Below are 11,560 nucleotides of genomic sequence, written 5' to 3'. Positions count from 1 at the left end.
ACCTAATCGATATTGGAACTGGAGTTACTATGAACATCAAGAGCCTTCTTCTCGGCTCCGCTGCTGCGCTGGCAGCAGTATCCGGTGCTCATGCTGCTGACGCGATCGTCGCTGCTGAGCCGGAGCCGCTGGAATACGTCCGCATCTGCGATGCCTATGGCGCTGGCTACTTCTTCATCCCGGGCACGGAAACCTGCCTCAAGATCGGCGGCCGCGTCCGTACCGAAGGCGGCTGGTACAACGCCTACAAGGCTGGCCAGGACGCAGGTGCCCGTGGTACCTACTGGCATACCCGCGCCGAACTCTCTCTCGACACTGCCACCGACACCGAATACGGCCCGCTGAAGACCAATACCGTTGTTCGTTGGGACTGGAATGACGGCAACGCCACCACGACCAAGCTGCTTTGGGCTAATATCAGCCTGGGTGGTTTCCTCGTCGGTAAGGCCGATTCGGTCTACTCGACCTTCCTCGGCTATGCCGGCGACGTCATCAACGACGACGTGATCGAATACGGCATCAATAACACCGACGAACTGAACCAGATCACCTACAAATATGACGCCGGCAACGGCTTCACGGCTGTGATCTCGCTCGAAGATTCCAATTCCGGCACGGGCGCGACCGGTGCAAACGGCGAAGACAGCTCCGACCACTACGCTCCGGACGTCGTTGCCGGTGTTGGCTACAAGGCCGGCGCCTGGCAGTTCCGCGTCGTTGGTGGCTATGACTCCATCGTTGAAGAAGGCGCGGTTAAGGCTCGCGTCGATGCCGACTTCGGCGTTCTCACCGCTTTCGTTATGGGCGGCTGGAACACTGATGGCGACAAGCTCAACAAGTATGCCGGCGCCGGCGGTGCTGGTCTCGGTTGGGGTGACTGGGCTGTCTGGGGCGGCGTTGGCGTTCCGATCAACGACAAGCTGAAGTGGAACCTGCAGCTCGCCTACGACGATCTGAAGACTTTCGCTGCGACGACGAACGTCAAGTTCAACCCCGTCAAGGACCTGCTGATCGAGCCGGAAGTGACCTACGTCAACTACGACGCCGTCAACAAGGATACCTGGGCTGGTATCCTCCGCTTCCAGCGCACCTTCTAATTCGGTTCGCCGAACAAGTTTGATAAATCTTCTGGTCAGACCTCCGATCGGAAGAGGAAAGGCCCGGTCTCCCAACCGGGCCTTTTGCTTTGGCCAGACGTCGAATAGTGCGCGGGTGCCTGTTGTTAAAACCCCGAGATGAAATGCCGGATCGCATCCGGAACATCGCCCAAATGTAAAATCGGAGCATGTCCTTGTCCTCTCGCGATCTTGATGGCCATTCCCGGATGGCGGCTTGCCATCTCGTCTGTTGTGGTCTGTGTCAGAAGCTTCGAATTCTCCCCGCGAATCACCATCAGTGGAATATCTTGAAACGCTTGGAATTGCGGCCAGAGGTCTGGAATCGGCGCCTCCAGGTCGAGTGCCTGCATCTGCGCTGCGATGGCGGGATCGTAATCGGCAATCGGCTTGCCGTCACGAAAGGCATAGATTGCCCGTGCCATGTCCTGCCAATCCTCCTCGTCAAGCGCGCCAAAGGCGCTGCCATGGTTCTCCCGAAGGATCTCGATCACCTCGTCCCAATTGGCGGGTTTCTTGTCCCGGTTGAGATAATCGCGGATATCCGCCAATCCGATCTTCTCAAGGACTGGACCGATATCGTTGAGAATCACCGCCTTGAGGATATCGGGCCGACTGGCCGCTAGCATATGAAGGACCAGGCCGCCGCGCGAGGTGCCGATGAAGATGGCCTGATGAATCCCGAGCGCAGCGCAAACCGCGAGGACATCTTGCCCTTCCACGATGAGATTGTAGTGAGATTTGTCCTCATCCCATTCGGATGCTCCGCGCCCGCGGGCATCGAGCGTGATCACTCTGCGCGGGGCTACCGGGTCCTGTGACAGAAGCAGCGCCAGTTGATGAAAGTCCCGCGAGTTTCGCGTCAAGCCGGGCAGACAGAAGACGGGTGTTCTGGCCTTCGTGGTCGTCTCGTCACCGGCATAGTCCCGCACATGGAGCTTCAGGCCATCTTCCGCTGCGATCGTTCTGACAAGAAAACCGCTTTCGTCGTCGCTGCTCATGCGTCATCCCTCGTGCTCTGGCTATCACGAGTGATGTAACGTCATTTTCTCAACCTTCACAACTGCGGTTGTTGGCTGAAGCATATCGCGTAAGGCCGGGCGGCGGCTTTGCGATAGTACTGGGGCTTAGCCGCGGCCGTCAACCAGATCGTGTACGATGTCGGTCTTCTGTCCCAGCCGCGCCTTGTAGACCTGATAGTTTTCCATCACGCGCTGCACGTAGTTGCGGGTCTCGGGGAAGGGGATGCGCTCGATCCAGTCGATCACATCGTCGAGCGATTTGCCGCGCGGGTCGCCATAGCGGCTGATCCATTCCGGCACCTTGTTCGGCCCTGCATTGTAAGCGATGAAGGTCAGAATGTAGGAGCCGCCGAAGGTGTCGATCTGCTCGCCGAGGTAATGAGCGCCAAGCGTGGCATTGTAGCCCGCATCCTGCGTCAGCTTGTCGGCTGAAAAGGCCATTCCGTGCCGGCCGGCAACCGCCTTTGCCGTCTTCGGCAGCAGCTGCAGCAGGCCTCGGGCATTGGCAGAGGAAACGGCGGCCGGATTGAAGGCGCTCTCCTGCCGGGCAATGGCATAGGCTAGCGCTTTGCCGGAGCCGGAAATATTCGCATTGTCCGGAATGACGCCGATCGGGAAGGCGAGTGCAGCGACGTCGATGCCGCGCCCATAGGCGATCTTGCCGATCTGGAGCGAAAGCTGGTGATTGCCGGAACGCTCCGCGCGGGCAGCCAGCATGGCGACTTCGCCGGGACTATCCAGCTGTTTCGCGAGCGCACGATAGAGCGCATCGGCACGCCATCCGTGCCCTGCGGCCTCAAGCCGCGAAATCGCCTGTACCGCCTCACGCCCCTGGAAGCGCTGGCGATCCGTAGCCGAGGGCGAGGGATAGGTGACGTTGAGGGTGCGGCGGCCAAGCTTCTCGGCGGCAAGCTGGCCGTAGAAGGTGCTCGGATAAGAGGCGGCCTTCGCGTAGAAATCGGCAGCCTTGCCCGGTCCGCCCGCTTCGGCGGCACGGCCGAGCCAATACCAGCCGCGCGATTGCGAGATCGGGCCGTTCGAGACCTGCAGGATCTTGCGGAAATGGGCTGACGCGTTTGCGCCGTCCTGCAGGCCGCGCAGAGCGTACCAGCCGGCATGGAACTCGGCCTCGCCGACATCCTGCGGGCTTTCTGCGACGCTGGCATCGACGACGCGGTAGGCGGCCTTGAACTCACCCTGATCCACCAGGCCGCGGCTGACGATGCGCTGCTCGGCCCACCATGCGCCGGGGCTGACAAGCACGCTGCGGTCTTTGGGCATTTGCGCCAGAAGATTGGCGGCATCGTCATATTTGTTCTGACGACGCAGGTTTTCGATCCGCATGAAGAGATAGGCGGGGTCCTTGCGCCATTGCGCGTCGATGGCTGCGATCAGCGCATCGGCCTTCGGCGAGCGATCATTGACCGCCGCCCACGCCTTATAGAGCGATTGCGCTTTGCCGAGGTCGCCGAAGCGTTTGGCCTGCGCGGTCCGGTCGCGGTAAAGCAGATAATCCATGCGCGCCTTGTGATCGGCAGGCGAAAGCAGACTGGGGAATTCCGCAAGGATCTTGTCTTCGAGAGGCTTGTCCAATGGCTCATCGCGCCAGATCTTGCGGATCAGCTTTCCGGCCTGTGCCGACGCGCCGCGTGCCATAAGAGCACGCGAGAGGATGATGCTGCCCTCCACGGTCTCCGGCTGCGAGCTGCCGAAGGCGGCAAGGACTTGATCCGTTGCCGGATTTTCTATGTAGAGCGCCCGCTCGGAATTGGCGCGCAGGCTGCCGAGGCCCGGCCAGCCTTGAAGCTCGCGGGCGGCGGCGGCAATCTCGCCGGAGGGAATGCCTGGTTGGCCCGAAGTCGCAATCGCCCAGGTCAGGATATGGCGATCGAGCGTGCCTTCACCCATGCCGTTGCGGATGGCAAGCGCCTGCATCGGGTTCTTGTTGGAAAGGGCGTCGAGGCCTGCCTTCAGGTCTCCGCTCACCGGCGCGATGGTGCCGCCACGCGGGATCGCGGCCGTGCTCATGGGGTCCGGCGCCATGGCGACATAGGCGTTGGCGCTCGTCGGTATCTGCTGGCCGGGAAGTTGCGAGGCAACCGCGCCCCAGGCGACCGCCAAGCCCACGGCGGTCCAGATCATGGCAGGTCTCTTCATCCGGCTACTCACAAAACAAACAGGCCCCTTCCATTTGCCAAATGCAATATTAACGAAACCTTACCGGTGGTCCGAATTTCAATCAATTATGATATCGGAAACTGCCCTTAACCATTCAAAGCGTGCTTGTCGCCGTCAAGCCGGCGCTTTATGGTGCGCGGATTCATAACCATGGATTGCGGCTGAAGCATGAATGCCGCGCCGCTAGGAGACTTGCATGTTCCAGGGATCCATTCCCGCTCTCGTTACGCCCTTTACTGACGCCGGCAAGGTGGACGAGGCATCCTTCGCCTCGCATGTGGATTGGCAGATAAAAGAGGGCAGCAAGGGACTGGTGCCCGTTGGAACGACGGGTGAATCGCCCACCCTCTCGCATGATGAACACAAGCGCGTCGTCGAGCTCTGCATCGAGATCGCCAACAAGCGCGTCCCGGTGATGGCGGGCGCTGGCTCGAACAACACGCGCGAGGCGATCGAGCTGGCGCAACATGCCGAAAAGGTCGGCGCCGATGCGGTGCTGGTCGTGACACCCTATTACAACAAACCGACGCAGAAGGGCCTCTACGCGCATTTCGCTGCGATCGCGGAAGCGGTGAAGTTGCCGATCTATATCTACAACATTCCCGGCCGCTCGGTGGTCGATATGACGCCGGAGACGATGGGCGCGCTCGCCAAGGCCTACGCCAATATCGTCGGTGTAAAGGATGCGACCGGCAAGATCGAACGCGTCTCCGAACAGCGCATCAGCTGCGGCCGCGATTTCCGCCAGCTTTCCGGTGAGGATGCGACGGCGCTCGGCTTCAATGCCCATGGCGGCGTCGGCTGCATCTCGGTCACCGCCAATGTCGCGCCGCGCCTTTGCGCCGAATTCCAGGCGGCCACACTTGGCGGTGACTATGCCAAGGCGCTCGAATATCAGGATCGCCTGATGCCTCTGCACAAGGCGATCTTCCTTGAACCCGGTCTCTGCGGCGCCAAGTACGGTCTTTCGCGTCTTGGCCGCATGAGCCGCAACGTGCGCTCGCCGCTCCTGTCGACCCTGGAGCCGGGCACTGAGGCAGCGATCGACGCGGCCATGCGCCATGCCGGCCTCCTGAACTAACGGCGTCACAGGCGCGCTGCCGAAACTCTGCGGGCCGCTCTCTTCACAAGGAGAGCGGTCTCGCTTATTTAGGGGACAGTTTAGGGGACAGGCGCGCGTTCGGCCGCTGCCGGAATGACGCAAGAAAAGAAGAAGAATCATGGCACCCAAAGGCAGCCAGCGTGTGGTGAAGAAGATTGTGGCAGAGAACCGCAAGGCACGCTTCAACTACGAGATCATCGATACCTATGAAGCAGGGCTCGTGCTGAAGGGCACCGAGGTCAAGTCGCTGCGCGAAGGCAAGGCGAATATTGCAGAGTCCTACGCTTCGGACGAGGATGGCGAGATCTGGCTGATCAACTCCTATCTGCCGGAATACCTGCAGGCGAACCGCTTCAATCACGAGCCGCGCCGCCGCCGCAAGCTGCTGCTTTCCAGCCGCGAAATCGGCCGGCTGCGCTCGGCCATCAATCGCGAAGGCATGACGCTCGTGCCGCTGAAAATCTACTTCAACGACAGCGGCCGCGCCAAGCTGGAACTGGCCCTCGCCAAGGGCAAGAAGCTGCATGACAAGCGCGAATCCGAGAAGGAGCGCGATTGGAACAGGCAGAAGAGCCGCCTGCTCAAGGACAATGGGTGAGGGTGAGGAGCGGTCGGGCAAAGCCCGAGCAATCGATCCAGCGAATCGTTTGCAGCGACGAACGCCCTGAGCCCTAGCGAAGGGCCGGCTGTCGCGGCAAATACGAAACGCTTCCCGGCGTCCACAACCATCCCTGCGCAACCACAGCTGCGCGTCAGTCGATTGCAGCGACGAACGCCCCTTCGGCAGGCATCATGATGCCCTAGCGAAGGGCCAACTGCCGCGGCAACAACAAACGCTTCCGCTGCGCGCAACTACTCTCCAGCGGCCAGCGAACCTGTCAGATGCAGCCAGTCCCAATTATTCTTCGTCATCCGAAGCGGCCGGTGTCGGTTCGGCGGGACGTTGTGGACGCTCGGAAGCCTCGCGGCCGATTTCGGCCTTCAGCGATACGAGATCGATGAAATGATCGGCCTGGCGGCGCAGATCGTCGGCGATCATCGGCGGCTGGGTCGCCATGGTCGAGATGACCGATACCTTGCGTCCGCGACGCTGGAGAGCTTCAACGAGGGTCGTGAAATCGCCGTCGCCGGAAAAGATCACCAGATGATCGACGGTTTCGGACTGCTCCATGGCGTCAATCGCCAGCTCGATGTCCATATTGCCCTTGATCTTTCGGCGTCCCATGGAATCGGTGAATTCCTTGGCCGGCTTGGTAATCACCTTGTAGCCGTTGTAATCGAGCCAATCGATCAGCGGCCGGATGGAGGAATATTCCTGGTCTTCGATGAGGGCGGTGTAATAATAGGCGCGCAGCAGATAGCCGCGTTTCTGAAATGCTTTCAGGAGCTTCCGGTAGTCGATATCGAAGCCGAGGCTCTTGGATGCAGCGTAGAGATTGGCGCCGTCTATAAAGAGTGCAATTTTTTCGCGTGGGTCAAACATCTCTTACATATCCACTGTTATAAAAACGTAATCACTTCATTCAAACACAAGCTAAAACAATGCCTTGTAGGGCGTTGCAGAATAATTCGTATTACTTTATGAATTATTCATATAACCCAGATTTAGGGCACGCAATGCGATATTCCAAGCAATCCAAGGTAGAAATCGTTGTTTGTCTGGGGGAATTTTAGCACTTTCCGGAAGGGTGCAAAGGCGCTGAAACAGGAAAAACTTGAATTTGCCATCGTTTGCTTGTATCGGCGTGCTACTCCGAGACATGATGACGACATCACGACCGCAAAGGACAGGCAATGGCCCGTGTCACAGTAGAAGATTGCATTGATAAAGTAGAGAACCGGTTCGAGCTCGTGCTGCTCGCCAGCCATCGCGCCCGCCTGATTTCGCAGGGCTCGTCGATCACCATCGATCGCGACAACGACAAGAACCCGGTTGTTGCTCTGCGCGAAATCGCCGACGAGACGCTGTCGCCGGACGATCTCAAGGAAGATCTCATCCATTCGCTGCAGAAGCATGTCGAAGTGGATGAGCCTGAGCCCGATCCCGCAAGCCTGCTCGCCGCCGGCGCTTCCGCCTCCAGCGACGAGGAGGAAGATCTGCCGGAAACTGTTACGTTCGATCAGATGTCGGAAGAAGAGCTTCTGGCCGGTATCGAAGGTCTGGTTCCGCCGGAAAAAAGCGACGATTACTGATCGTCGATCTTGATGCTCCGGGCAGGAGCGATATGATGGGAAAATGCGTGCGCCGGTCATATGACTGGCGCGCTTTTGTTTTTGCTGGAGTAGCTTTGGAATGATGCGGCAATACGAGCTTGTTGAGCGCGTGCAGAAATACAAGCCCGATGCCAACGAAGCTCTCCTCAACAAAGCCTATGTTTATGCGATGCAGAAGCATGGCCAGCAGAAACGTGCCAGCGGCGACCCCTATATTTCCCATCCTCTCGAAGTTGCTGCGATCCTGACGGATATGCGCCTGGATGAATCGACCATCGCAGTCGCTCTTCTCCACGACACGATCGAGGATACGACGGCGACGCGCGCCGAAATCGACGAGATGTTCGGCGAAGACATCGGTCGCCTGGTCGAGGGCCTGACGAAGATCAAGAAGCTGGATCTCGTCACCAAGAAGGCCAAGCAGGCTGAAAACCTGCGCAAACTGCTGCTTGCCATTTCCGACGATGTGCGCGTGCTTCTGGTGAAGCTTGCCGACCGCCTGCACAATATGCGCACGCTCGATCACATGTCGCCGGAAAAGCGCGCGCGCATTTCCGAGGAGACGATGGAAATCTATGCGCCGCTTGCCGGCCGCATGGGTATGCAGGACATGCGCGAGGAGCTGGAGGAGCTTTCCTTCCGCCATATCAATCCCGAAGCGCATGATACCGTCACCAAGCGCCTTGAGGAACTGTCGCGCCGTAACGAGGGCCTGGTCAAGAAGATCGAGACCGAGCTGCGCGATCTGCTTGTCGCCAATGGCCTTGCCAACGCCATGGTCAAGGGCCGGCTGAAAAAGCCCTATTCGGTCTTTCGCAAGATGCAGTCGAAGTCGCTCTCCTTCGAGCAGCTCTCCGATGTCTACGGCTTCCGCCTTCTGGTCGACGATATTCCCTCCTGCTATCGGGCGCTCGGCATCGTCCATACCCGCTGGCGCGTCGTTCCCGGCCGCTTCAAGGATTATATCTCGACGCCTAAGCAGAATGATTACCGCTCGCTGCACACGACGATCGTCGGCCCTTCGAGCCAGCGCATCGAACTGCAGATCCGCACCAAGCGCATGCATGAGATCGCCGAATTCGGCATTGCCGCCCACACGCTTTATAAGGATGGCGCCAACACCAATGGCGATAGCGAGCTCCTGTCGAGGGAAAGCAACGCCTATTCCTGGCTGCGCCATACGATCGAGGCGTTGGCCGAGGGCGACAGCCCTGAAGAATTTCTAGAGCACACGAAGCTCGAACTGTTCCAGGACCAGGTCTTCTGTTTCACGCCCAAGGGCAAGCTGATCGCCCTGCCGCGCGGCGCGACGCCGATCGACTTTGCCTATGCCGTCCATACCAATATCGGTGACACCACGGTCGGCGCCAAGATCAACGGCCGCATCATGCCGCTCGTCACGCGGCTGAACAATGGCGATGAGGTCGAGATCATCCGCTCGGGCGTGCAGGTGCCGCCGGCCGCCTGGGAAGAGATCGTGGTCACCGGCAAGGCGCGCGCCGCTATTCGCCGCGCCACCCGCCTTGCCATCCGCAAGCAATATGCCGGCCTAGGCCATCGCATTCTGGAGCGCACCTTCGAGCGCGCCGGCAAGGTCTTCTCGCGCGATGCCCTGAAGCCGGCCCTGCATCGCCTCGGCCAGAAGGACGTCGAGGACGCGATCGCCGCCGTCGGGCGAGGGGAGATGTCGTCGCTTGATGTCTTGCGCGCCGTCTATCCCGATCATCAGGACGAACGCGTGACCGTGAAGCCCGCCGGCGACGAGGGCTGGTTCAACGTTCGCAGCGCCTCCGGCATGATCTTCAAGATCCCCGGCAAGAACAAGGCCGAGGTTTCCGACGGCGCCGATCTCGATGCGCCGCCGATCCGCGGCATCTCTTCGAATGTCGAGGTGCATTTCGCGCCGACCGGTGCCGTCCCCGGCGACCGCATCGTCGGCATCATGGAAAAAGGCAAGGGCATCACCATATATCCGATCCAGTCGCCTGTCCTGCAGCGGTTCGATGACGAGCCGGAGCGCTGGATCGATGTGCGCTGGGATCTGGACGAGGCCAACAAGTCCCGCTTTGCCGCCCGCATCCTGATCAATGCCCTCAATGAGCCGGGAACCCTGGCGAAGGTGGCGCAAACCGTGGCGGATGTGGACGTCAATATTCGCGTGCTCAACACCGTTCGGGTTGCAGCCGATTTCACCGAAATGGCCCTCGACGTCGAAGTTTGGGATCTGCGCCAGCTCAATCAGCTTCTGGTGCAGCTCAAGGAACTCGACTGTATCGCCACCGTAAAGCGCCTCTACGAATGAGATCTACCGGGATTGCTGCCGATCCGAGGCAGGCTGCATATTTTGTGATCATTTTATGACCAAATTCGAGCGCCCTTTTGGATAGATATGCATTGAGCGCATGGCTGTGTATATTTTAGAGCGGTGGTAATTAACCTTTGTCGGGCCTATCTTCTGATCATCGAAGAAACGAAACTGAGATGAGAGAAGACAATGTTTAGCCCGATCAAGAAAATCGCCCGTGCTCTGCGTGTTCCGAGTGTTGAAGAACGCGAAATGGCTTACCTGAATGGTTCGCATGACCGTTTTGACCTTGAGTATCGTCAGCGTCAGGTCGACCGCGGTCTGTTCCGCACGCGTTAATCGCTGTTAATACTTGAAAGACCAGAAGGGGCGCGTCGTTGTTGCGCCCTTGGAGCATCCCGATCTTGCGGGATTGCTTCCTGCAAATGAAGAGAACGTCCATTTTCTGCGCGCCGCGCAGAGGATGTTCCCAAAAAGAGCCGCACTTTCGGTTCTTAATCAGTGCATGATACGTTCGGCCGCTCTTGTCACGACGGCCTCCATTGCACTAGATAAGCCGCATGCTGTTTCGTCGCCGAAAACCACTGACATTCAAGGAAAAACTGCGGGAACACCTTTGGCCCCGCAAGGGTTTCGTCCGTTCGTTCCAATATTTCGGTAAGCGCCTCGTTCGCCTCGCCGCCTCGCCGCATTCGGTCGCGGCCGGCTTTGCGGCGGGCATTGTCGTGTCCTGGACGCCGTTCATCGGTGTACATTTCGTCATGGCGATCATCATAGCCTATCTCGTCGGCGGCAATGTCATTGCCTCCGCGCTCGGCTGTCTGGCTGCCGGCAATCCGATTACCTACCCCTTCATCTGGGCTTTGACCTGGGAAATCGGTCATCTGATCCTGGCGCGTGACAGTGGTGGCCAGGGCGGCAGCATCGATCTGCCGGCGCTGTGGCACAAGGGTGATCTCACGCAAATCTGGGACCCGGTTTTGAAGCCGATGCTGATCGGCGGCATTCCGCCCGCCATCGTGACGGGTGTGATCGTCTATGCGCTTACCTATTATGGTGTGAAGACCTTCAAGACGCGCCGCAAGGAGCGTTTGATGGAACGTGCGCGCGAGCGGCTCGCGCTCGCCGAAAACGCATCGAGCGTCTGACGTGCCTGACCTTGTCCGGGCCGCCAGGAGGGCCTTCCCATGATTATCGGCATAGGCAGCGACCTTATCGACATCCGCCGGGTCGAGAAGACGATCGAACGTTTCGGCGCCCGGTTCACCGAGCGCTGCTTTACCGATATTGAGCGCGCCAAGTCCGAGCGCCGCAAGAACAAGGCGGCCTCCTATGCCAAGCGTTTTGCTGCCAAGGAAGCTTGCTCCAAGGCTTTGGGCACGGGGTTGGCGCAGGGTGTTTTCTGGCGCGACATGGGGGTCGTCAATCTGCCAAGCGGTAAGCCGACGATGCAATTGACCGGCGGTGCCGCCGAAAGAGTGGCGGCCATGCTGCCACCAAATCATCGCGCCGCCATTCATTTGACTATAACGGATGATTTTCCTCTTGCTCAGGCTTTTGTGATCATCGAAGCGCTGCCGATGGATGCCTGAATCACGACTGTATGTCGCTTTTGGCAACCGCG

At 59.3% G+C, this 11,560-nt stretch carries 11 protein-coding genes; 8 read left to right on the top strand and 3 right to left on the bottom strand.

All coding sequences use genetic code 11. The features are described from left to right. Positions 1-29 precede the first annotated feature (29 nt). The gene (locus JJQ51_RS04295) at positions 30-1,097 is read left to right on the top strand and encodes a porin (protein ID WP_112723018.1); all 1,068 of its coding nucleotides are present in this window, start codon (positions 30-32) and stop codon (positions 1,095-1,097) included. Between the two features lie 125 nt (positions 1,098-1,222). Here JJQ51_RS04295 and JJQ51_RS04290 read toward each other — a convergent pair whose 3' ends face one another. Both JJQ51_RS04290 and JJQ51_RS04285 read right to left on the bottom strand, forming a co-directional pair. After that, positions 1,223-2,116 (bottom strand): alpha/beta fold hydrolase, encoded by an 894-nt coding sequence (locus JJQ51_RS04290; protein ID WP_113333819.1) that lies wholly within the window; start codon positions 2,114-2,116, stop codon positions 1,223-1,225. 126 nt (positions 2,117-2,242) lie between these two features. After that, entirely contained in the window at positions 2,243-4,180 is a 1,938-nt protein-coding gene (locus JJQ51_RS04285) for a lytic transglycosylase domain-containing protein (protein WP_442967288.1), read from the bottom strand. Positions 4,181-4,511: 331 nt separating this feature from the next. Between JJQ51_RS04285 and dapA the strand changes: the two genes are divergently transcribed. Both dapA and smpB read left to right on the top strand, forming a co-directional pair. Beyond that, positions 4,512-5,396 carry a 4-hydroxy-tetrahydrodipicolinate synthase gene (gene dapA / locus JJQ51_RS04280; protein WP_113333821.1) on the top strand — a complete coding sequence of 295 codons (885 nt, stop codon included), beginning with the start codon at positions 4,512-4,514 and terminating at the stop codon, positions 5,394-5,396. 139 nt (positions 5,397-5,535) lie between these two features. Further along, entirely contained in the window at positions 5,536-6,015 is a 480-nt protein-coding gene (gene smpB, locus JJQ51_RS04275; RefSeq protein ID WP_069616140.1) for an SsrA-binding protein SmpB, read from the top strand. 300 nt (positions 6,016-6,315) lie between these two features. Here the strand turns inward: smpB and JJQ51_RS04270 are convergent, their stop codons facing one another. Beyond that, entirely contained in the window at positions 6,316-6,900 is a 585-nt protein-coding gene (locus JJQ51_RS04270; protein WP_069616141.1) for a LabA-like NYN domain-containing protein, read from the bottom strand. A 311-nt stretch (positions 6,901-7,211) separates the two neighbouring features. On the opposite strand from JJQ51_RS04270, the gene rpoZ reads away from it, so the two are divergent. The 5 genes from rpoZ to acpS all read left to right on the top strand — a co-directional run bounded on the left by rpoZ (position 7,212) and on the right by acpS (position 11,528). Then, the gene (rpoZ, locus tag JJQ51_RS04265; protein ID WP_069616142.1) at positions 7,212-7,610 is read left to right on the top strand and encodes a DNA-directed RNA polymerase subunit omega; all 399 of its coding nucleotides are present in this window, start codon (positions 7,212-7,214) and stop codon (positions 7,608-7,610) included. A 100-nt stretch (positions 7,611-7,710) separates the two neighbouring features. Then, positions 7,711-9,933 carry a RelA/SpoT family protein gene (locus tag JJQ51_RS04260; protein ID WP_113329125.1) on the top strand — a complete coding sequence of 741 codons (2,223 nt, stop codon included), beginning with the start codon at positions 7,711-7,713 and terminating at the stop codon, positions 9,931-9,933. 192 nt (positions 9,934-10,125) lie between these two features. Continuing rightward, a complete protein-coding gene (locus JJQ51_RS04255; RefSeq protein WP_015339295.1) occupies positions 10,126-10,275 on the top strand; it encodes a DUF3563 family protein in 150 nt (49 codons plus the stop codon). A gap of 221 nt (positions 10,276-10,496) precedes the next feature. After that, positions 10,497-11,084 (top strand): DUF2062 domain-containing protein, encoded by a 588-nt coding sequence (locus JJQ51_RS04250; protein ID WP_069616144.1) that lies wholly within the window; start codon positions 10,497-10,499, stop codon positions 11,082-11,084. A 39-nt stretch (positions 11,085-11,123) separates the two neighbouring features. After that, complete coding sequence (gene acpS / locus JJQ51_RS04245; protein ID WP_015339297.1) at positions 11,124-11,528, top strand: holo-ACP synthase; 405 nt, start codon at positions 11,124-11,126, stop codon at positions 11,526-11,528. The last annotated feature ends 32 nt before the right edge of the window (positions 11,529-11,560 follow it).

Source organism: Rhizobium sp. AG207R (assembly GCF_027109195.1).
GTDB classification, from domain to species: domain Bacteria; phylum Pseudomonadota; class Alphaproteobacteria; order Rhizobiales; family Rhizobiaceae; genus Rhizobium; species Rhizobium dioscoreae.
The sequence above is the reverse complement of the archived record's forward strand: the minus strand, read 5'-3'. Positions and strand labels throughout refer to the sequence as shown.